The following is a 19974-nucleotide window of genomic DNA, read 5'->3' as shown; positions in this document are numbered from 1 at the left end:
ATCTTTCGACAGAGTTGTGGCATCGGACCCAATGCGGCGCAACTGCCCTTGACGCCGCCCCGCTGCCCGCGATGATGCGCGCCAACTCGGTAATGCCAAAGGAGCCCCCATGCGCCGCAAACTCGCCGCCGGAAACTGGAAGATGAACGGAACCACCGCCGCGCTGGCCGAACTGGATGCGTTGCAAGGGGCTGCAACTGGTGGCGCAGAGGTTCTGATCTGCCCGCCAGCCACCCTGATCGCTGCCGCCACCACCAAGGCAGGCGCGATTGCCGTCGGCGGGCAGGATTGCCACCCCGACGCATCGGGTGCCCATACCGGCGACATTTCCGCCACGATGCTCAAAGACGCAGGCGCGACATATGTGATCGTCGGCCATTCCGAACGCCGCGCAGATCACGGCGAACCCGACACTCTGATCGCCGCCAAGACACATGCCGCATGGCAGGCGGGCCTGACCGCCATCGTCTGCGTCGGCGAAACACTTGAGCAGCGCGACAGCGGCAAAACCCTGGACGTGATCGGCACCCAGCTTGCCGCCTCCCTGCCCGACACAGTCACAGGCGCAAACACCGTCATCGCTTATGAACCCGTCTGGGCCATTGGCACCGGCAAGGTGCCCACAACCGACCAGATCGCCGACGTCCACGCGTTCATGCGCGCCACACTGGTCCACCACTTCGGCGCTGACACCGCCAATGCGATCCGCCTGCTCTATGGGGGCAGCGTCAAAGCCTCGAACGCCACCGAGATTTTTGCCGTGGGTGATGTCGACGGCGCACTTGTCGGTGGCGCAAGCCTCAAGGCCACCGATTTCGCACCCATCGTGGACGCGCTGAACGCCAGCTGACCCCAGATGCACCGCTTCACCCAGTCGCCTACTGAACCGGGCTTTATCCAGAACCCCTACCCGTTTTATGACCGGATGCGCACCGCAGGCGATCTGGTCTGGTGGAATGACTATGCCATGCCCTGCGCCGTGTCGCACAAGGCGGTGCACACGCTTCTTCGTGACCGTCGCTTTGGCCGCGAAACCCCGCCCGAGCTGGCAACCGACCCGCCAGAACACCTCAAACCGTTCTACGCCGTCGAAGCGCATTCGATGCTGGAACTGGAACCTCCCCGCCACACCCGCCTGCGCGGTCTGGTCCTGCGCGCCTTCACCTCGCGCCGGATCAAGGCGCTGGCGCCGGAAATCGCCGCATTGACCCACGCGCAGATCGACGCTTTTCCAGCGGGCATACCGTTTGACCTGCTCACCGCGTTCTGCCAACCGATCCCGGTGCTCATCATCGCACGTCTGCTGGGCGTGCCTGACGACATGGCCCCGCAACTGCTGCGCTGGTCCAACGCCATGGTTGCCATGTATCAGGCCAGCCGCACCCGCGACAGCGAAGACGCAGCCGCGCGCGCCGCAACTGACTTCTCGGACTTCCTGCGCCGCTATATCGACACCCGCCGCACCGATCCCCGCGATGACCTGATCACCCACCTGATCGCCGCCGAGGAAGCGGGTGAAAAGCTGTCGACGGATGAACTGATCACCACCTGCATCCTGCTGCTCAATGCAGGACACGAGGCAACGGTTCACACTCTGGGCAATGGCATTAAGACGCTGCTCAACACCAACACGCGGCAGATCACCGACGCCACGGTCGAAGAAATCCTGCGCTTTGATCCGCCGCTGCATATGTTCACCCGCACCGCTTATGAAGCGGTCACGCTATTCGGTCATAGCTTTCAGCGTGGGGATCAAGTGGCACTTCTGCTTGGGTCAGCCAACCGCGACTCGACAGAATGGGTTGATGCCGAAGACTTCGACCCAACCCGCCCCATTACCCAGAACACAAGCTTCGGAGGCGGACTGCATTTCTGCGTCGGTGCCCCGCTGGCACGGCTGGAGCTCCAGATCGCCCTGCCAATCCTCTGGGACCGCTGCCCGTCTCTCAAACTGTCCGAGCCACCCCGCTTTGCCAACACCTACCATTTCCACGGCCTCGAACGGCTGATGGTGCAGACCTCCTGAGCAGCGCCCGGCTTACCCGGTGTTTGACGTGTTTTCAAAATGAAGACACAGGCGGCCCACGCCACATCCTTGCGTCTTCTTTTTTTCCAAATGCGCAAACGCACCGCGGACACAGACGCGCGGTCCAACACAAGCGTCACCTGATGACTGGCAGACACACAGCGCGCGGAACCGCTCACTTCAGGTCTCTCACAAAGGCAAAGCGGTGGTCGACTTGATCTCCTCCATCGACAAAAGCGCCGTGACATTGTGCACCCGCACCTCTGCAATCAGTGCCTGATAAAACGCGTCATAGGCCCGCGCGTTCTTGACCCGCACTTTCAGGATATAGTCGATATCTCCCGCCAAACGGTGCGCCTCTTGCACCTCGGGGCGGTCCTGCAACGCCTTGAGAAACGCGCGTTGCCAGTCAGCCTCATGTTCGCTGGTGCGGATCAGCACAAAGAAACATGCCTCGAACCCCAGCGCGTCCGCATCAAGCCGCACGGTCTGCGCGCCGACAATCCCTGCCTCGCGCAGCTTACGAATCCGATTCCAGACAGGGGTCTTCGACGACCCCACCTTGCGCGCGATATCATCTAGCGACTGCGCTGCGTCGGTTTGCAGCTCGATGAGGATTTTCCGGTCTGTGTCGTCAATTTTCATCGCTGTTCCGCTTTCCATCCGTTTTGAAGATCACCCGTCCTGCACGCGCATCGATGCAGAACATATTTCCTTATCTTCCGCAGATACTGGCCATATACCAGAACAAATTTCTATATTAAACGCAAGAAACGCGATCAAAAGGATCTCCCCATGCCGCGCGACCTGCACCAGACCCCGCTGTTCCCCGTGGCCTTTGTCGGCGCGGGCCCGGGCGACCCTGACCTGCTGACCCTCAAAGCCCTGCGCGCGTTGCAAACCGCCGATGTGGTCATCCATGACCGCCTGATCAGCGCCGAAATCCTGGCACTTGTCGGTCTACAAACACGCCTGCGCAACGCGGGCAAAGAGGGGTTCGGCCCGTCCGTCACCCAATCCCAGATCAACGCGATGATCGTGGAAGAAGCCCTGTCCGGCGCGCGCGTGGTGCGGCTCAAATCCGGCGACCCGGCGGTCTTTGGCCGTCTCGACGAAGAACTGGACGCCCTGTCACAGGCCGGACTGGACCACACCATTGTCCCCGGCCTGACCTCAGCCTCGGCTGCGGTAGCGGCGCTTGGCCAATCGCTCACCAAACGCGGGCGCAACACGGCAGTCCGCCTGATCACGGGTCATGACATGCAAGGCTATGCCGATCACGACTGGCGCGCCCTGGCCCGCGACGGTGAGGTCGCTGCGATCTACATGGGCAAAAAAGCCGCCCGCTTTATTCAGGGCCGCCTGCTCATGCATGGGGCCAATCCCGGCACACCGATCAGCATTGTCGAAAACGCCTCGCGCCCCGATCAGCGCATTTGTGTGGCCACGCTGGCCACTCTGCCGGCCGTTCTGGCCAACGCCAACATGACTGGCCCGACGCTTTTGATCTACGGGCTGGCGCCTCGCGCCGCCGCCCATGTCGCCGATGTCGCCCTTCCCGACCTCCAGGAGATGATCTGATGCCCGCAACATTCACACCCAAGGTCATCACCGCCAACGCGCTGATCGAAGGCGACGTGGTCTACCTGACCGAAACCGAGACATGGTCCCGTCACCTGCGCGAGGCCGAAATCCTGACCGACGAGGCCGACGCCCAGATCCGCCTGATCGACGCCAGTGCCCGTGTCGACGAGGTGGTTGGCGTTTATCTGGCCGATATCGCCCCCGGCGACGCAGGCCCGCAACCGATCCATTTCCGCGAGGCGTTCCGCATGCGCGGACCCTCCAACTATGCCCATGGCAAACAGTCCGAGGTTCTGTGATGTACCACTACACCGATTTCGACAGCCAGTTCGTCGCTGAACGTAACGCCCAGTTCCGCGCGCAGGTGAACCGCCGTATCAGTGGCGCACTGACCGAGGACGAGTTCAAACCGCTGCGCCTGATGAACGGGCTCTACCTGCAACTGCATGCGTATATGCTGCGGGTCGCGGTGCCTTACGGCACGCTGAACAGCGCCCAGATGCGCCAGCTCGCCTATATCGCCGACCGTTGGGACCAGGGGTATGGGCATTTCACCACACGCCAGAACATCCAGTTCAACTGGCCCAAGCTGCGGGATGTGCCGGACATGCTCGACGCGTTGGCCGAAGTGCAGATGCATGCCATCCAGACCTCTGGCAACACGATCCGCAACGTGACCGCTGATCACTTCGCCGGTGCTGCCGCCGATGAAATCGCCGATCCCCGCCCCGTGGCCGAGCTGATACGCCAATGGTCCACCGACCACCCGGAGTTTCAGTTCCTTCCGCGCAAGTTCAAGATCGCCGTGACCGGATCGCCCAATGATCGTGCCGTAACGAAAGCCCACGATATCGGTCTGCGCATGGTGCGAAACAATTCAGGCGAGGCCGGGTTCGAAGTCATCGTCGGCGGTGGCCTTGGCCGCACCCCAATGATCGGCAAAGTGGTCCGCGACTTTCTACCCGAAGTGGATTTACTGCCCTATCTTGAGGCCGTTGTCTCTGTCTGGAACCTGCTGGGCCGACGTGACAACAAATACAAAAGCCGCATCAAGATCACCGTGCATAAACATGGGATCGACGACATCCGCGCGCGGGTGGAAGACAGGTTCGCGCTGCTCAAACACGCCTTTAGTGGCGTGGATCAACAGCTTCTGACCAGCATCAAGGCCGATTTCGCAGCACCTGCGTTCAAAACCCGCGACACCGAGCCGTTCGAACTGGCGTATGTCAACGACCCAGTGTTCCGCGCCTGGGCCGACACCAACCTTAGTGCCCACCGCGCAGAGGGCTATGCCATCGCCCAGATCAGCCTAAAGGCACATGGGGCGACGCCCGGCGATGCCACCTCCGACCAAATGCGCGTCATGGCAGACCTTGCTGCGCGATACGGCCATGACGAACTGCGCGTCAGCCATGAACAGAATATCGTCCTGCCCCATGTGCACAAAGCCGACCTGCCTGCGATCCATGCCGCACTGAAAAACGCAGCGCTCGCCACCGCCAATATCGGCAAGATCAGCGATATCATCGCCTGCCCCGGTATGGATTATTGCGCCTTGGCCACAGCCCGATCGATCCCGATTGCACAGGAAATCGCCACGCGGTTCGACCAGCTTAAGCTGGAGCAGGACATCGGCGATCTCAAGATCAAGATCTCGGGCTGCATCAACGCCTGTGGACATCACCATGTCGGCCATATCGGCATTCTTGGCCTCGACCGTGCAGGCGTGGAAAATTACCAGATCACGCTGGGCGGCGATCACACCGAAACCGCAGCCATTGGTCAGCGCACCGGGCCGGGGTTCGCGGCAGACGAGATCGTGCCAGCCATTGAGAGGATCGTGGACACCTACCTGTCAGAACGCGCCAGCCCCGAGGAACGGTTCATCGCCACCTTCACGCGTGTTGGCATGACCCCGTTTAAGACAGCGCTGTATGGTGACAGCGACAAACGTCAAAAGGCTGCCTGATGCTGCATCTGTCCACACCAGCCAACGACGAACACAGCCCGCCGCTTGACGCGCGTATGGTTGCACGGGACCGCGTCCGAGACTTGAACGCGCGCTACCGCCATTTCGGCACGTCCTACCTACTAGAGGCGGTGCTGACGCGCGGAGTGTTTGACCGCGTGGCGATGGTGTCCAGCTTTGGCGCGGACTCTGCCGTTCTGCTGCACCTGATCGCACAGATTGACCGGACCTTGCCCGTGCTCTTTATCGATACACGGCTGTTGTTCCCCGAAACGCTGACCTACCAGCAGGACTTGGCAGACCATCTCGGCCTGACCAATGTGCAGGTGATCCGCGCACCGGGCAATGCGGTTAAAGCCGTCGATCCCTATGGGGCGCTGCGGTTCAGCGATCCCGACGCATGCTGTGATCTGCGCAAGACCCAAGTGTTGAACAACGCCCTGGAAGGCTATGACGCCTGGATCACCGGGCGCAAACGCCATCAGGCCGACACCCGGCACGGCTTACCATATTTCGACCTTGATGAGGCCGCCCGGATCAAGATCAACCCGCTGATCGACTGGAAACCCGCCCGCATCGCGGCGCATCTCGACACACATGCCCTACCCCGCCATCCGCTGGTGGCCCAAGGGTATCCGTCCATCGGCTGCGCCCCATGCACCACCCGCGTGGCCGAGGGCGAAGACCTACGCGCCGGGCGCTGGCGTGGACAGGGCAAAACTGAATGCGGCCTGCACCGGCCCACCCCAACAGGAGACGCGACATGACCGTTCTCATCAATGACACGGGCTTTCTGAGCCATGATCCCGCCCGGTGGATCGACCCAGAGGCCCGGGTTGATCTGCCGTCTGACACTGATCCGGCGCAGCTCAGATCCTTGCTCATCGGCAAGGAACTGGTGCGCATCGCGTTCCCAAGCTTTGCCGACGGGCGCGGGTTCACACTGGCCCGGATGATCCGGCAACAGGGCTACAAAGGCTGGCTGCGGGCACAGGGCCATGTCATCGCCGATCAATACGCTATGGCGCGGCGCTCGGGCTTTGACGATGTGGAAATCGACACCGATCTGGCCGCCCGCCAGCCCGAAGCCGATTGGCTGGCCCGCGCCGATTGGCAGGCGCATGACTACCAAGCCCGCCTGCGGGGCCGCGCAGCCTAAGCCCTACTCAGCACAAAACACGCCCCGCCCGGTCCCTGCGACCTTGGGCGGGTTTCGCCTGATGTAAATCAAAGATAGATGTAAGGGATCGGTTTACAGCAACCGGTATGGAAAACATGACAGAGTTGAGCCCCGTGACAGACGCCACAGCCACCAAAGCGCCCTCCGCCAAGACCCTCGCCATTCCCGATGCGCAAATCGTAACATCGGTCAAACACTGGACCGACCGTCTTTTTTCGTTCCGGGTCACGCGCCCCGCGTCCCTGCGGTTCCGCTCGGGTGAGTTTGTGATGATCGGCCTGATGCAGACCGACGCCAAGACCGGCAAGGAAAAGCCGCTGCTGCGCGCCTATTCCATCGCCTCGCCAAGCTGGGACGAAGAACTGGAATTCTACTCGATCAAGGTACAGGACGGCCCGCTGACCAGCCGTTTGCAACATATTCAACCGGGTGACGAAATCGTCCTGCGTCCCAAACCCGTCGGCACGCTGGTGCATGACGCGCTTTTGCCGGGCAAACGGCTTTGGCTTTTCGCCACCGGCACCGGCATCGCGCCGTTTGCGTCGCTGCTGCGTGATCCGCAAACCTATGAAGATTACGACGAGGTCATCCTGACCCACACCTGCCGCGAAGTGGGCGAACTTCAGTATGGCAAAGACCTGATCGACATGATCCGCAGTGACGAATTGCTTGCCGAATTAATGGGCGACGGCTTTGCCGACAAGCTGCGCTACTACCCGACCACCACCCGTGAAGACAGCCCCAAGATGGGCCGGATCACCGACTTGATGCGCAATGGCGAATGCTTTGAAGACCTGAATGTGCCCGTGCTTTGCCAGGAAACCGACCGCGCAATGGTGTGCGGAAACCTGGCGTTCAACCTTGAGATCAAAGAGATGCTCGAAGGCTATGGCTTGGAAGAAGGTGCCAATTCCGACCCCAAGCATTACGTGGTCGAAAAGGCGTTCCTGGATTAACGTAATACGTTAGAGGTTTGACGCAACATCCTGTGATTTAATCCCTTTCAAATATCACACGATCCACGAAACCTGCCACATTCATGATGAACTGGTCCCCCGCAGGTTTGGTATAGCGCAGCCTTGTGATCTGTGTCTGAATCGGGTCGTCCACCAACCGGACAGCCCCTTTGGCGGCATAGCTGTTGCCAATCTCTTCGAGCATTTCAAGGTCGGGCAATCCGTCCGCTTTGATCTGCTCGGCCAGGGCGTGCCACTGATAGCCCTCTTTGCGGCTTTTGTCGCGCAGGCTCATATTCCACGATCCGATGAGCACCTTTCCGGCAATCTGCATTGGGGATCGAACTGGAAAATGTGCAAGCTTTACAGCCTCATGCGGCTCGGCCTTCATCTTTTTCAATCCATGTGATCCCGCCATCACCTCAACCGGGCGCGGCACGCTTGCGGGGATCAACACCTTGAAATATTGCGGCTTTTCGCGGCGGCGATGATGCGTGATCCGCGTAAGCGGGTTCAGGTCGTCCTGCCGGTCTGTCGGGCGCGGCACATAGGTGACCCATGGGATCGTCACCGGCCCTTTGGCCGTCGCAAACAGATCGCGCAAAGCGTCCGCTGTGCAGATAAGGAATTCGTCGCTGTCCAGCAAAACAACATGATCCCCCACATAAGCGCCATTGACCAGATCAGTCAGAATCCCCGCCTGAATGTGCTGCAAGGCGTCGTTGACCTCATGTGTGACCGCCAGCCCTTCATCGGCCAAAGCGCTAAGGATCGCTTGGGTGCGGTCGGTGCTGCCATTGTCGACAACATGCAGGTGATCCAGCACCTGCAAATTGTGCCGCACCATTGCTTCGATCACGTCGTCTTCGTTCTTGACGACCGACACACCCACAATTTGCATAACGCGGCCTCCTAAGCACCAACACCATGTGTTGACCCTACAGATGCAGGCGGACGTGTCACGCCACCAGTCGCAAAAAAGCCGCGCAAGGAAATCCCTGCGCGGCTTTCATGTCAGTCAGCGATTGCGCTTACAGACCAAGCTGCTCGCGCAGAGTTCCAAGAAGCGTTTGGAGCTGTTCGGGATTGTCACGCGCACCTTGCAGCGCCGCTTTGGTCGTCGTTTTGATCATCGCCGACAGGTCGGAATTGTCGATATAGGCGACAACCTGATCGTAATCGAACCCGTCCACGGTCAGCAGGTCAGTAATATTGCCCGCCGCCTCGCCAGCCGCCTCAGTGGTCGCCGCAGCTGTGTCAGAGGCCGCATCTGCTGCTTCGGTCGCGGTGTCTGTCGCTGCGTCTGCTGCATCGCCCGCTGAGTCTGCGGCCGTGCTGGCGGCATCCGTGGTTGCATCAACGGCATCCGTTACAGCCTCTTCGGCCGCTTCAGTCGCAGCGCCAGCCGTATCCGTCGCCGCATCTGCCGCCTCGCTTGCCGCTTCGGTCGCTGTCCCGACCGCGTCGGATGCGGCATCAGTCACCGATATCACAGCATCCGAGACTGCATCCTGCGCCGCTTCGGTTGCGGCATTCACGGCTTCGGTTGCTTCGGTCACCGCCGCGTCCGCAGCTTCGGTCGCCTCGGTCACAGCTTCGTTCACGGCCTCTTCCACGGCGTCCGCGACCCCTTCAACCGTCTCCGTCATGGTCTCTTCTGTTGCCTCAACTGCCTCGGCCGCCTCTTCAACTGCGGTGTCCGTAGCCTCTGCCGCTGCATTTGCCGTGTCTGTTACGGCCTCTGCGCCCGCATCCACCGCCTCGGGTGCATCGCCGGGACGTGTGAACATCCAGGCCCCCACGCCAACGGCTGCAACAATCGCCAAAATGATCAGGTTTTTCATCGGATCAAAGACCCCCACTCTTGTACTAAAATGCGCCACACCCTCACGGTGTGGACCTCTATATCGCATGTGCGCTCGGTCCAGTGCGACATCAAGGGGGAAACCGGTGCAAATCGGCCCATATCCGCCGAAAAGCCGCTTGAAAGGCGGCTGTTTGACGTCTACTTTACAGCCTTGATTTGAACTGCATTAAAGGAGCAGCACCATAGCCCGCAGACCACATAACGCGCCACCACAGCGCGACACCGGCCCTCGCGTCAATGACCGCATTCGGTCCGCTGAAATTCGCCTGATTGGCGCAGACGGTGAAAACGTGGGCGTTGTTACGCCCGAACGTGGGATGCAGCTCGCTGAAGAAGCCGGGCTGGACCTTGTTGAGATTTCGCCAAATGCCGTTCCACCGGTCGTGAAGATCATGGATTTCGGCAAGTTCAAATACGAACAGCAGAAACGCGAATCCGAAGCCCGCAAGAAGCAAAAGATCATCGAGATCAAAGAGGTCAAGTTCCGCCCGAACACCGACACCAATGATTACGAAGTGAAGATGCGGAACGTCTACAAGTTTCTTGAGAACGGCGACAAGGTAAAGGTCACGCTGCGATTCCGGGGGCGCGAAATGGCGCACCAGAACCTCGGGCGTGAGCTTTTGGAACGGGTGGCGGAAGACACCAAAGAGCATGGTAAGGTCGAAAACATGCCCAAAATGGAAGGCCGCCAGATGGTCATGATGATCGGCCCAATGCCGAAATAATCGCACCCCATTGTTCTGAAAATTTTGAAAGCGGCCTTCGGGTCGCTTTTTCTATGTCGGGTCGCGCCTAGGCCTGTTCGCGCGGAGCCGGACGTGATGGCGGTTCCTTGAGCAGCCCGCCCACCCCCATCGCCATGATATCCGCAGGTGTCACAGCCACGTTGCACAACATCCGCTCAAGCACCCAATCTGCACCATTGAGCGCCGGGGATCGCGCGCATCCCGGCAAGCCCAGCACCGGGACAGTGCCCAGATGCCCCCAGAACAACAGATTTCCCGGATCCACAGGCATGCCGTAATGCACCACCGTACCACCTGCGGCGCGCAACGCTTCTGGAGCGACATCATACAGATCTGATGTGGCAGAACCGGTCAGCACACACACAATGTCCACCGTCCCGACAGCCCCCACCAAGGCAGCGCGCAAGGCGTCCACGTCGTGGGGCACCACGGTTTTCGGGCCAAGGGCCACGCCCATCCGGTCAAATCGCGTGGCCATGGCGCGCTGTCCCTTGGACCCATCATCGCGCGCGCCAACGCTGGTTTGAATCAAAAGCGCCCGCTTGCGCGTCACCGGCCGCAAGGCCAGCGCATCACGCCCAGCGGCACAGGCGACCTCCAACGCATCCGCCGGAGCGCCATATGCGATGATCTTGACCGTCGCCACCATGCCCCGCGCTGCCATGCGCTGCCATTTCGGCACGGTTGCAACCGTCACCATCGGATGCACCGCATTGACCGCGTTGATGCGGTCGGCATCAATCTCTGCCACCCCGTTCTGCGTGGCATAGATGTTCACACGCCCGGTACTGGCAGGAGCCACCCGCAACAGCGCGCCACCGGGATCAGGCACCAAGGCCCGCGCCAACATTTCGGCAGCCGCGTCTTCGTGCACATCGGCGTCACCCAAACGGGCCACGGTGACTTCAGAAATCCCCGCCGCCTGCAACCGGTCTAGCGCGGCGCGGTCCAGCGTAACACCTTTGCGCAGGCGTCCTTTGGGCAAGGTCACGGAATGGGCCAGAATCGCCCCCTCTGCTGCGTCCAGTGGCACTGACCCGAACTTCATGCGCCCTGCCGCAACACGCGGGTCATCTCGGCAAGGACCGAAACCGCGATCTCCGCAGGACCGGACGCCCCGATATCAAGACCGATCGGTCCGTGAATTTGCGCAATCTCACCTTCGGAAAAACCTGCTGCCGTCAACCGTTCCACCCGCTTGGCATGGGTGCGCTTGGAGCCCAACGCGCCAATGTAGAAACACGATGCTCGCAACGCCTGTTCAAGTGCGGGATCGTCCAGTTTGGGATCATGGGTCAACAGCACAAGCGCCGTTCTGCTGTCCAGCCCGAGGTGGCTAATCGCCTCGTCTGGCCAATCATGCAGGATCGTTTCACCGGGAAAGCGGCTGTCTGATCCAAACGCCTCGCGCGGATCAATGAGGGTCGGGTCATAGCCCGCAATCCGCGCCATCGGAACCAGCGCCTGCGCGATGTGCACGGCGCCAACGATGATCAACCGCAAAGGCGGATTGTGAATGGCCACGAAGCGGCGGCTGTCTTCGACAAAGCCGGAGCGATCCATGCGAAACGCGGACGCATGCCCGTCGGTCACAAGGCTGCGGGTCTGGGTGTCAAGATCGACCACATACGCCACCGGCTGACGCGCGGCACGAAATTTTACCAATTGGTCCAAAATCGCTTCTGGCAAAACCGCACCGACAGGTTCCAACAACACACGGATGGTGCCGCCACATGCCAGACCCACCGCAAAGGCATCCTGATCGCTGACCCCGAATTCCAGTTCACGCGGTGCGCCGTCTTCGAGCGCATCCATCGCCTCGACCACAACCGCGCCTTCAACACAACCTCCCGAAACCGACCCTTCGATCTCGCCCACACCGGAAATGGCAAGTTGTGATCCAACCCGCCGGGGCGCACTGCCCCAGGTTTCGATCACGGTGGCCAGAACAGCACCCTTGCCGGCCCGGTGCCAGTCGAGTGCGGTTTCCGGACATCTGTCAAACCGATCCATTGTCGTGGCCTCCTTGGGTGGTCGCGGCGACTCTATCATGCGCAACGCGGCTGTCGCCCCCTGCGATGGTGGTAGAGGCTAGATCTTTTGCGTGCGCGTCACGTCATGCCCGTACAGCCAGTCGAACCGTCCAAGCATCCGCCCCGGCGACACCCTGCTGAGCAGCCCAAGCGCGCTATGGGCGGCGAACCGGACCGGCCCCGGCGACAGGTGGTAATTGCGCGCGTTCTTGCTGGCGGCATCAATCACCTTGGTGACCCGCGCCTTGCGCCGCGCCTGATAGGCCGCAAGGCCGGTTGTCAGATCGCTTGCCTGTGCAAGCGCGTCGGCCAGAACCCACGCGTCTTCCATCGCCATATTCGCCCCCTGCGCCAGAAACGGCAGGGTTGGATGCGCCGCGTCCCCAAGCAAGGCCGTGCCCTGCCCGTACCACCGCGCGGCAACCGGATGGCGGAACAGCCCCCAGACCCCCGGTGTTTCGGCCTGCAACAAGATTTGGTGCACTTCGGCACCAAACCCGGCAAACGCGGCGCGCAGGTTGTCGGCGTCGTCTTTCTGCGACCAGCTTTCCGCTGCCCAAGCCGCGCGTTCCTCGACCGCCACCACGTTGAGCATGGCCCCGTCTCGAAGCGGATAGGTTACCATATGCCGCCCCGGCCCCATATGCACCCGCGCATGGGCTGGATGGCCAGTAGAGTTCGGCACGATGCAGCGCCACGCGACCTGTCCAGTGAAAAATGGCTGTTGCGCTGCATTCAACAGCGGGCGCACCGCCGAATGAATCCCGTCTGCCCCAATCGCCAGATCGGTCTCGCGGTGATCGCCGGTTGCAAGCACCACCCTGGGGCGCGCACCAGTTGTCACCGTATCGACCCGTTGCAGCAAACGAACTGTGACGCCCTGATCGCGCGCAGCAGAAGACAGAAGGTCCACGAGATCGGCCCGGTGCACAAACAGATAGGTCTGGTCCTCAGGCAGCCGCGTCAGATCAAGCCGCGCCACCTCGGCCCCGGTGCTGCCATTGCGCAGCGACACCGCCTGTCCCTGCACCGACCGTGCGGCAAGCGCCTCGCCCAGCCCAAGCGCCTCGATCACGCGCAAGCCATTGGGTGACACCTGAATGCCCGCGCCCACCTCGGTGATGGCTTCTGCCTGTTCCAGAACGGTGACAGCCGCCCCGCGCTGCCGCAGCGCCAGCGCGCAGGTCAGCCCGCCAATGCCGCCGCCAATCACCGTGATGTCCAAAGACCCAAGGTCCACGTGTCGCCCCTCAAACAAAAACGCGCCAGAGCAGGGCCCCAGCGCGTGTGATCAGATCAGATGCGGCGCGCGTCAATCGTCGCGGTGCACGCGTTCACGCCGCTCGTGGCGTTCCTGCGCCTCAAGGCTCAGCGTAGTGGTCGGGCGCGCAACAAGACGCTTGAGCGAGATCGGTTCGCCTGTTGCGGCGCAATACCCAAACTCGCCTTCCTCAATCCGGCGCAGTGCCGCATCGATCTTGGACACCAGCTTGCGCTGACGGTCGCGGATGCGCAATTCAAGTGCCCGGTCAGTTTCTTCCGACGCGCGGTCTGCAACATCCGGGATGTTGCGCGTGCCGTCCTGAAGGCCCGCAATTGTGGATTTACTGTCGCTCAAAAGCTCGTTTCGTTGCTCAAGAAGTTCGCGGCGAAACCATTCGAGCTGCCGTTCATTCATGAACGGCTCATCCTCGGCGGGTCGATAATCATCGGGCAAGAAAGTTTCGGCTTTCATCTTCGTCCCCTTGTTTACGCCAGTATCCGCCATAGAAATTCCCTTAGATATCTGGCACCCCTTAGCGCAGCACTTAACCGAAGGCCCAAAGGTTGTCACTACCGAATAGCAGCACAAACCAGTGATTTCCTTGCGCTATGACAAAGAGACATGAAGGCAGAACAGACATGAAATTTGAAGGCACCGACAGCTATGTGGCCACCGATGATCTGACGATCGCGGTCAACGCCGCCGTCACGCTTGAACGGCCGCTTTTGGTCAAAGGCGAACCCGGCACAGGCAAAACAGAGCTTGCGCGACAGGTTGCGGCGGGTCTGGGCCTGCGGATGATCGAATGGAACATCAAATCCACAACGCGCGCGCAGCAAGGTCTGTACGAATATGACGCCGTCAGCCGGTTGCGCGACAGCCAATTGGGCGACGAACGGGTCAACGACGTGCGCAACTATATCCGCAAGGGAAAGCTGTGGCAGGCCTTTGACGCCGACGAAAAGGTGGTGCTGTTGATCGACGAGATCGACAAGGCCGATATCGAGTTTCCCAACGACCTGTTGCAAGAGCTCGATAAGATGGAATTCCATGTCTACGAGACCGGTGAGACCATCCGCGCCCGCAACCGGCCCGTGGTCATCATCACCTCGAACAACGAAAAGGAACTGCCCGACGCGTTTCTGCGGCGCTGCTTTTTCCACTACATCCGCTTTCCCGATGTGGACACGCTGCGCCGGATCGTCGAGGTTCACCACCCCGGTCTGAAAGAGGCGCTGCTGACCACGGCCCTGACCCAGTTCTACGAGCTGCGCGAACAACCGGGTCTGAAGAAAAAGCCATCCACATCAGAAGTGCTGGACTGGCTCAAGCTGCTTCTGGCCGAGGATATGACCGCCGAAGACCTCAAACGCAGCGGGGCCAATGCGTTGCCCAAACTACACGGCGCGTTGTTGAAGAACGAACAGGATGTGCACCTGTTCGAACGGTTGGCCTTTATGGCGCGCCGCGAAGGGCGCTAGGACCGGGTGCCAGATGCGTCACCGCATCTGGCCGTTTTCGTTGACGAAACCGTTTGGGGGCTCTGCCCGCCGTTCATTGGGTTTGAAGCCAAAAAACGGCGGGCAGAGCCCTATTTCAGCGGTCCGGTCTGGAACAGTTGGATCTTGAGCCCGCCATGCGGAATAGGCGCGCTGACCTGCCGGAAATGCAGGCCTGTCGCCCGCGCAAGCCCCTTGTCAGACGTGACAATCCCGACACGCCACCCCGAGAACCGTTCTTTCAGGACGGTGCCAAACGTGCCGTAGAGCGCAAAAAGCAGGTTGCGATTGCCGATCCGTGCGCCGTAGGGCGGGTTCACAATCACCAAACCCGGAGGGCCTTTGGGTGGGGTCAGATCGGCCACCGCCTGATGGGTGAAGGATGTCACCTCGGCCACATCTGCACGCTCTGCATTCGCGGTGGCATTGGCGATGGCCCCAGCATCCCGGTCAAAGCCGTGAAACCGGATATCCGTGCTTCGCGCGGCGGGAACCATGGCCTTGATCTCGGCCCAGCGATCGGCGTCGAACGACGCAAGGTCTTCAAACCCGAACGACCGCGCCCGCCCCGGCGCAAGCCCCATCGCCTGTTCTGCCGCTTCAATGACAAACGTGCCCGACCCGCACATCGGGTCGATCACCGGCTCTGTGCCCGTATAACCGCAGGACCGCAGGAACAGCACGGCAAATGTCTCGCGCATCGGGGCCTTGCCGACCGCCTGCTTGTGGCCGCGCTTGTGCAGCGCCTCGCCCGAGGTATCGAGGCTGATTTCGCACAGATCGTCTTCGATCCGAACCCGGACCACCAGCCCGCCCTTGTCCACCGGCGTTCGCCCCAGCGCATCGGCGATGGCATTGGATACCCGCTCGGTCGCAGCCCCGGCGTGATAGATGCGCGATTTGCGGCAGGTCGCCTCGACCCGGTACGGCACATCGGCGCGCAGCAGCCCGGACCAGTCCAGTTTGCGCGCCCGCTTGTCGAGCTGTGCAAGGTGCATCGCCCGGAATCGCGCCACCCGCGCCAGAACGCGACCGGCCCCGCGCAACATCAGGTTGGCACGCCACACCTCGGACCAATCGCCCTCAAAGGTCACGCCCCCCGGCACCACCTGCGGCGACGCAAAGCCAAGCGCCACAGCTTCATCGCGCAGCAACGGTTCAAGACCGGGGGTGCCGGACAGGAAAATCTCAAGAGGGGTGATATCGCTCATATCCGCGCCTTACCCTGATTTGCAGCGCCCCGATAGCCATAGCCAACAGCCCCCGCCCCGCGATCACGCGCCAAAGGCCGGGCTTTTCGAACCTGTTGCGTCTTTGCACAGATCAAACATCTGTTTTTAATAGATTTCCCGTCGCGCCCTCGGGTTTTCCGAAAAATGATTCGCGCTGATTCGTAGGGTCTGGCCAAAAACCATCTTTTCGCCGTAAGCTATCCCCACAGAGGACAAAAAAATCGCGGAGCATCAAGCATCCGCAACGAGCAGGCAGGCTTTATACGTGTCCCAAACAGACTTGAACGTGCGCAGCTTGCGTGCGACCGACCATGTGTCGTGGTGCGCCTTGTGGCGCGCATATCTGGCGTTTTACGAAACCTCGCTTCCCGAGGCCGTATACGACAGCACGTTTGCACGCCTTCTGGGCGACGATCCGCAGGATTTCCACGGTCTGGTGGCCGAAAAAGATGGGGTATTGGTGGGGCTGACCCACTACGTGTTCCACCGCCATTGCTGGAAAATCGAAAACGTCTGTTACCTGCAAGACCTCTACGCCGACCCATCGGCGCGCGGCATGGGCGTGGGCCGGGCCCTGATCGAAGCCGTTTATGCCAAGGCCGACGCGGCGGGATGTCCGTCGGTGTACTGGACCACGCAGGACTTCAACCACACCGCCCGACAGCTTTATGACCGGATTGGCCAACTGACCCCGTTCATCAAGTATCAGCGGGGCTGATGGATGCGTAAATACCTACTGCCGCTCTACCTGATGCTTGGCGCGTGTATGCCGGTGTCCCATTCGGAACCCGCCACGCGTGCCGCCTTTGAAGACAGCACCCTGCCCCCGATGAAGGTGTTTTCGGTGCCGCGCCCGCAGCCGGTGCAAAGCTCGAACGCAGACCTGTCCCGCGACTTCATGGATTTGGCCATGGGGCTGGAATCGGGCCGCGACCTTGAGGTTTTCACCCGGTTCGAAGGTCCGATCACCGTCCGCCTGATTGGCAACGTGCAACCCACGGTGCCCAGCGATCTTGACCGGCTATTGTTCCGCCTGCGCACCGAGGCCGGCGTCGATATCTCCGCCACCACCGCTTCCGAGGCCAATATCACCATCAACGCAGTCAGCCGCGCCGAGATCCAGCGGTTCTTGCCGCAAGCGGCGTGTTTTGTTGTGCCCAATGTCTCGACCTTGTCGGAATACCGGCAGGCCCGCCGGTCGAACCGGGTGAACTGGGGCAAGATCACCGAACGCACGCGGCTGGCAATTTTCCTGCCCAATGATTCGAGCCCACAAGAGGCCCGCGATTGCCTGCATGAAGAACTCGCACAGGCGCTTGGCCCGCTCAACGATCTGTACCGCCTGCCCAATTCAGTCTTCAACGACGACAATGTGCACACGGTTCTGACCGGCTATGACATGCTGATCCTGCGGGCCTATTACGATCCAAGCTTGCGCAACGGCATGTCCCGCAACGACGTCATGCGCCGCCTGCCCGAGATCTTTTCGCGGCTGAACCCTCAAGGCGCCTTCCTGCCCGCGCGTCGACCGGCGCGCACACCGCGCCCGTGGATCGATGCGATCCAGACAGCCCTTGGGCCCGGCGCATCCCCCATTGCCCGCAAAGCCGCCGCAACAGAAGCGCTCAGCATCGCCTCGGCGATGGGATGGCAGGACAACCGACGCGGCTTTACCCATTACGCCATGGGCCGCATCCTGCAAGGCAGCGACCCGGACGCAGCGCGCGCGCAATTCCTGCAAGCCGACACCTATTTCGCCCAGACCCCCGACACCGACCTGCACCGCGCCTATGTCGCGTCGCAGCTTGCAGCCTTCGCCCTGGCCGAGAACAATCCCGACACGGCTCTGACCCTGACTGGCCTGTCCATCGACCTTGCCGTGCGGCATGAGAACGCAGCCCTTCTGTCAACTCTGCTGATGCTGCGCGCCGAGGCGCTTGACCTTGCGGGCCGGGTGTCCGCCGGGGCGGATGTGCGTCTGGACAGTCTGGGGTGGGCACGGTACGGGTTCGGTTCTGACTGGTCCGTGCGGGCAAAACTGCGCGAGATCGGAGCACTCAACCCGCTGAACAGGGCCAGAACAAGACTATGATCGTAATTGCAGGCGCAGTGTTTGGGGCCATCTTCGGGGCCATGACCGCAAAGAAACGCAAGGGCAACCGGGCCGATATGCTGCAATACGGGGCGGTTTACGCGATCGCTTTTGCACTGATCGGGTTGGTTCTGACCATAGCCATCGAAAAACTGGTTTTCTGATCCGCAGGGTGATGCGTCAATGCTTCGCCTCGTTCCGGTGACAGAAACATCTGTGGACTCTGCCCCGTCCGCCAAGGCCCCCCGGGATATTTTGAACCAGAGAAGACAGGCGACGTCTGGTCAGAGCCATTCGGTCTTGCTAGATCAGGGGCATGTTCGTCCCATTCTTTGACACTTTGCGTAGCACCGGCGTGCCCGTCTCATTGCGGGAATACCTAAGTTTTCTCGAAGCCATGCGCGCGGGCCTTGCGACCTATGACCCCGAGGCGTTCTACTATCTGGCGCGCACCGCGATGGTCAAAGACGAACGCCATATTGACCGGTTTGACCGCGCCTTTGCGCAAGCGTTCAAGGGGCTTGACGCAGTGACACCCGACGCCGTTCTGAACGCGCTGGACCTGCCCGAAGACTGGCTGCGCAAGATGGCCGAAAAGCACCTGAGCGAGGATGAAAAGGCCGAGATCGACGCGCTGGGCGGCTTTGACAAGCTGATGGAGACGCTCAGGGAGCGGCTTAAGGAACAGCAGGGCCGCCATCAGGGGGGCAGCAAATGGATCGGCACCGCAGGCACCTCGCCGTTTGGAGCCTATGGTTACAATCCTGAAGGCGTGCGCATTGGCCAATCCGAAAGCCGCCACCAGCGCGCGGTCAAGGTCTGGGACAAACGCGAGTTTCGCAATCTGGACGACTCGGTTGAACTGGGCACCCGCAACATCAAGGTCGCGCTCAAACGTCTGCGCCGCTGGGCGCGTGACGGTGCGGCAGACGAGCTTGACCTTGACGGCACCATCCGCGCCACGGCTGAACATGGGTATCTTGACGTGCAGACGCGCCCCGAACGCCGCAACGCGGTCAAGGTGATCCTTTTTCTGGATATCGGCGGATCAATGGATCCTCATGTCAAAGTGGTCGAAGAACTGTTTTCCGCCGCCCGCGCCGAATTCAAGCATCTGGAACATTACTATTTTCACAACTGTCTTTACGAAGGTGTCTGGACTGACAACCGCCGCCGCTGGGACGCGCAAACCCCTACGATGGAGGTGCTCAACACCTACGGGTCGGATTACAAGTGCATCTTCGTGGGAGACGCCAGCATGTCGCCCTACGAGATCGCCTATGCAGGTGGGGCCAATGAGCACTGGAACGCGGAGGCAGGACAGGTCTGGCTTGAGCGTGCGCGCCAACACTGGCCCAACCATCTGTGGATCAACCCGGTGCCCGAACGGCATTGGGGCTACACCCAGTCGATCCAGATGATCCGCGAGATCTTCGAAGACACCATGGTGCCGATGACACTTGACGGAATCAGCCGGGGCATCCGCACATTGGCGAAATGACCCCGCTGACTGGCAGCCG

At 61.1% G+C, this 19974-nt stretch carries 22 protein-coding genes; 14 read left to right on the top strand and 8 right to left on the bottom strand.

Features of this window, described 5'->3' with window-relative positions; translation table 11 throughout:
• The first annotated feature begins 109 nt into the window (after positions 1-109).
• Positions 110-850, top strand: a complete 741-nt coding sequence (gene tpiA, locus ACSHXH_RS07525; protein ID WP_435671165.1) for a triose-phosphate isomerase — start codon at positions 110-112, stop codon at positions 848-850.
• Between the two features lie 6 nt (positions 851-856).
• Complete coding sequence (locus ACSHXH_RS07520) at positions 857-2026, top strand: cytochrome P450 (RefSeq protein ID WP_435671164.1); 1170 nt, start codon at positions 857-859, stop codon at positions 2024-2026.
• A 189-nt stretch (positions 2027-2215) separates the two neighbouring features.
• Here ACSHXH_RS07520 and ACSHXH_RS07515 read toward each other — a convergent pair whose 3' ends face one another.
• Positions 2216-2671, bottom strand: coding sequence for an Lrp/AsnC family transcriptional regulator (locus ACSHXH_RS07515; protein WP_435671163.1), 456 nt, complete (start codon positions 2669-2671; stop codon positions 2216-2218).
• Between the two features lie 150 nt (positions 2672-2821).
• Here ACSHXH_RS07515 and cobA point away from each other — a divergent pair, with 150 nt between their 5' ends.
• The 6 genes from cobA to ACSHXH_RS07485 all read left to right on the top strand — a co-directional run bounded on the left by cobA (position 2822) and on the right by ACSHXH_RS07485 (position 7718).
• A complete protein-coding gene (cobA, locus tag ACSHXH_RS07510; protein ID WP_435671162.1) occupies positions 2822-3607 on the top strand; it encodes a uroporphyrinogen-III C-methyltransferase in 786 nt (261 codons plus the stop codon).
• Positions 3607-3909, top strand: a complete 303-nt coding sequence (locus ACSHXH_RS07505) for a DUF2849 domain-containing protein (RefSeq protein WP_435671161.1) — start codon at positions 3607-3609, stop codon at positions 3907-3909. The genes cobA and ACSHXH_RS07505 overlap by 1 nt, the downstream gene beginning before the upstream one ends.
• On the top strand, positions 3909-5582 hold the full coding sequence (locus ACSHXH_RS07500) for a nitrite/sulfite reductase (RefSeq protein ID WP_435671160.1): 1674 nt from the start codon (positions 3909-3911) through the stop codon (positions 5580-5582). Before ACSHXH_RS07505 ends, ACSHXH_RS07500 begins: the two co-directional genes overlap by 1 nt.
• Positions 5582-6349, top strand: coding sequence for a phosphoadenylyl-sulfate reductase (locus tag ACSHXH_RS07495; protein ID WP_435671159.1), 768 nt, complete (start codon positions 5582-5584; stop codon positions 6347-6349). Before ACSHXH_RS07500 ends, ACSHXH_RS07495 begins: the two co-directional genes overlap by 1 nt.
• A complete protein-coding gene (locus ACSHXH_RS07490; RefSeq protein WP_435671158.1) occupies positions 6346-6741 on the top strand; it encodes a DUF934 domain-containing protein in 396 nt (131 codons plus the stop codon). The genes ACSHXH_RS07495 and ACSHXH_RS07490 overlap by 4 nt, the downstream gene beginning before the upstream one ends.
• Positions 6742-6857: 116 nt before the next feature.
• A complete protein-coding gene (locus ACSHXH_RS07485) occupies positions 6858-7718 on the top strand; it encodes a ferredoxin--NADP reductase (RefSeq protein WP_435671157.1) in 861 nt (286 codons plus the stop codon).
• A 37-nt stretch (positions 7719-7755) separates the two neighbouring features.
• Here ACSHXH_RS07485 and ACSHXH_RS07480 read toward each other — a convergent pair whose 3' ends face one another.
• Entirely contained in the window at positions 7756-8619 is an 864-nt protein-coding gene (locus tag ACSHXH_RS07480) for a glycosyltransferase family 2 protein (RefSeq protein ID WP_435671156.1), read from the bottom strand.
• A 130-nt stretch (positions 8620-8749) separates the two neighbouring features.
• Entirely contained in the window at positions 8750-9562 is an 813-nt protein-coding gene (locus ACSHXH_RS07475; RefSeq protein ID WP_435671155.1) for a translation initiation factor 3, read from the bottom strand.
• 205 nt (positions 9563-9767) lie between these two features.
• Here ACSHXH_RS07475 and infC point away from each other — a divergent pair, with 205 nt between their 5' ends.
• Entirely contained in the window at positions 9768-10313 is a 546-nt protein-coding gene (infC, locus tag ACSHXH_RS07470; RefSeq protein WP_435671321.1) for a translation initiation factor IF-3, read from the top strand.
• 67 nt (positions 10314-10380) lie between these two features.
• Here the strand turns inward: infC and ACSHXH_RS07465 are convergent, their stop codons facing one another.
• From ACSHXH_RS07465 to dksA, 4 genes are all read right to left on the bottom strand, one after another.
• Positions 10381-11382, bottom strand: a complete 1002-nt coding sequence (locus ACSHXH_RS07465; RefSeq protein WP_435671154.1) for a molybdopterin-binding protein — start codon at positions 11380-11382, stop codon at positions 10381-10383.
• On the bottom strand, positions 11379-12347 hold the full coding sequence (locus ACSHXH_RS07460; RefSeq protein WP_435671153.1) for an XdhC family protein: 969 nt from the start codon (positions 12345-12347) through the stop codon (positions 11379-11381). The genes ACSHXH_RS07465 and ACSHXH_RS07460 overlap by 4 nt, the downstream gene beginning before the upstream one ends.
• A gap of 78 nt (positions 12348-12425) precedes the next feature.
• The gene (locus tag ACSHXH_RS07455) at positions 12426-13607 is read right to left on the bottom strand and encodes an FAD-dependent monooxygenase (protein WP_435671152.1); all 1182 of its coding nucleotides are present in this window, start codon (positions 13605-13607) and stop codon (positions 12426-12428) included.
• A gap of 72 nt (positions 13608-13679) precedes the next feature.
• Complete coding sequence (gene dksA, locus ACSHXH_RS07450; protein ID WP_435671151.1) at positions 13680-14102, bottom strand: RNA polymerase-binding protein DksA; 423 nt, start codon at positions 14100-14102, stop codon at positions 13680-13682.
• A 167-nt stretch (positions 14103-14269) separates the two neighbouring features.
• Here dksA and ACSHXH_RS07445 point away from each other — a divergent pair, with 167 nt between their 5' ends.
• Positions 14270-15112 carry an AAA family ATPase gene (locus tag ACSHXH_RS07445; RefSeq protein ID WP_435671150.1) on the top strand — a complete coding sequence of 281 codons (843 nt, stop codon included), beginning with the start codon at positions 14270-14272 and terminating at the stop codon, positions 15110-15112.
• 110 nt (positions 15113-15222) lie between these two features.
• On the opposite strand, the gene ACSHXH_RS07440 is transcribed toward ACSHXH_RS07445, so the two are convergent.
• Positions 15223-16341, bottom strand: a complete 1119-nt coding sequence (locus ACSHXH_RS07440; protein WP_435671149.1) for a THUMP domain-containing class I SAM-dependent RNA methyltransferase — start codon at positions 16339-16341, stop codon at positions 15223-15225.
• A gap of 286 nt (positions 16342-16627) precedes the next feature.
• Here ACSHXH_RS07440 and ACSHXH_RS07435 point away from each other — a divergent pair, with 286 nt between their 5' ends.
• From ACSHXH_RS07435 to ACSHXH_RS07420, 4 genes are all read left to right on the top strand, one after another.
• Entirely contained in the window at positions 16628-17080 is a 453-nt protein-coding gene (locus ACSHXH_RS07435) for an N-acetyltransferase family protein (protein ID WP_435671148.1), read from the top strand.
• Positions 17081-17083: 3 nt separating this feature from the next.
• Positions 17084-18454, top strand: a complete 1371-nt coding sequence (locus tag ACSHXH_RS07430; RefSeq protein WP_435671147.1) for a DUF2927 domain-containing protein — start codon at positions 17084-17086, stop codon at positions 18452-18454.
• Between the two features lie 41 nt (positions 18455-18495).
• Complete coding sequence (locus tag ACSHXH_RS07425; RefSeq protein ID WP_435671146.1) at positions 18496-18618, top strand: apolipoprotein acyltransferase; 123 nt, start codon at positions 18496-18498, stop codon at positions 18616-18618.
• A gap of 152 nt (positions 18619-18770) precedes the next feature.
• Entirely contained in the window at positions 18771-19955 is a 1185-nt protein-coding gene (locus ACSHXH_RS07420) for a vWA domain-containing protein (protein WP_435671145.1), read from the top strand.
• Positions 19956-19974 lie beyond the last annotated feature (19 nt).

It is taken from the genome of Marivita sp. (genome assembly GCF_051251565.1).
In the GTDB taxonomy this organism is placed as follows: domain Bacteria; phylum Pseudomonadota; class Alphaproteobacteria; order Rhodobacterales; family Rhodobacteraceae; genus Marivita.
Note: the sequence above shows the minus strand (reverse complement) of the source record. Positions and strands in the feature narration are given on the sequence as shown.

Excerpts from the sequence above, each read along its gene's own strand:
- tpiA (WP_435671165.1), top strand. The coding sequence starts at position 110 with ATGCGCCGCAAACTCGCCGCCGGAAACTGGAAGATGAACGGAACCACC.
- ACSHXH_RS07520 (WP_435671164.1), top strand. The coding sequence starts at position 857 with ATGCACCGCTTCACCCAGTCGCCTACTGAACCGGGCTTTATCCAGAAC.
- ACSHXH_RS07515 (WP_435671163.1), bottom strand. The coding sequence starts at position 2,671 with ATGAAAATTGACGACACAGACCGGAAAATCCTCATCGAGCTGCAAACC.
- cobA (WP_435671162.1), top strand. The coding sequence starts at position 2,822 with ATGCCGCGCGACCTGCACCAGACCCCGCTGTTCCCCGTGGCCTTTGTC.
- ACSHXH_RS07505 (WP_435671161.1), top strand. The coding sequence starts at position 3,607 with ATGCCCGCAACATTCACACCCAAGGTCATCACCGCCAACGCGCTGATC.
- ACSHXH_RS07500 (WP_435671160.1), top strand. The coding sequence starts at position 3,909 with ATGTACCACTACACCGATTTCGACAGCCAGTTCGTCGCTGAACGTAAC.
- ACSHXH_RS07495 (WP_435671159.1), top strand. The coding sequence starts at position 5,582 with ATGCTGCATCTGTCCACACCAGCCAACGACGAACACAGCCCGCCGCTT.
- ACSHXH_RS07490 (WP_435671158.1), top strand. The coding sequence starts at position 6,346 with ATGACCGTTCTCATCAATGACACGGGCTTTCTGAGCCATGATCCCGCC.
- ACSHXH_RS07485 (WP_435671157.1), top strand. The coding sequence starts at position 6,858 with ATGACAGAGTTGAGCCCCGTGACAGACGCCACAGCCACCAAAGCGCCC.
- ACSHXH_RS07480 (WP_435671156.1), bottom strand. The coding sequence starts at position 8,619 with ATGCAAATTGTGGGTGTGTCGGTCGTCAAGAACGAAGACGACGTGATC.
- ACSHXH_RS07475 (WP_435671155.1), bottom strand. The coding sequence starts at position 9,562 with ATGAAAAACCTGATCATTTTGGCGATTGTTGCAGCCGTTGGCGTGGGG.
- ACSHXH_RS07465 (WP_435671154.1), bottom strand. The coding sequence starts at position 11,382 with ATGAAGTTCGGGTCAGTGCCACTGGACGCAGCAGAGGGGGCGATTCTG.
- ACSHXH_RS07460 (WP_435671153.1), bottom strand. The coding sequence starts at position 12,347 with ATGGATCGGTTTGACAGATGTCCGGAAACCGCACTCGACTGGCACCGG.
- dksA (WP_435671151.1), bottom strand. The coding sequence starts at position 14,102 with ATGAAAGCCGAAACTTTCTTGCCCGATGATTATCGACCCGCCGAGGAT.
- ACSHXH_RS07445 (WP_435671150.1), top strand. The coding sequence starts at position 14,270 with ATGAAATTTGAAGGCACCGACAGCTATGTGGCCACCGATGATCTGACG.
- ACSHXH_RS07440 (WP_435671149.1), bottom strand. The coding sequence starts at position 16,341 with ATGAGCGATATCACCCCTCTTGAGATTTTCCTGTCCGGCACCCCCGGT.
- ACSHXH_RS07430 (WP_435671147.1), top strand. The coding sequence starts at position 17,084 with ATGCGTAAATACCTACTGCCGCTCTACCTGATGCTTGGCGCGTGTATG.
- ACSHXH_RS07425 (WP_435671146.1), top strand. The coding sequence starts at position 18,496 with ATGACCGCAAAGAAACGCAAGGGCAACCGGGCCGATATGCTGCAATAC.
- ACSHXH_RS07420 (WP_435671145.1), top strand. The coding sequence starts at position 18,771 with ATGTTCGTCCCATTCTTTGACACTTTGCGTAGCACCGGCGTGCCCGTC.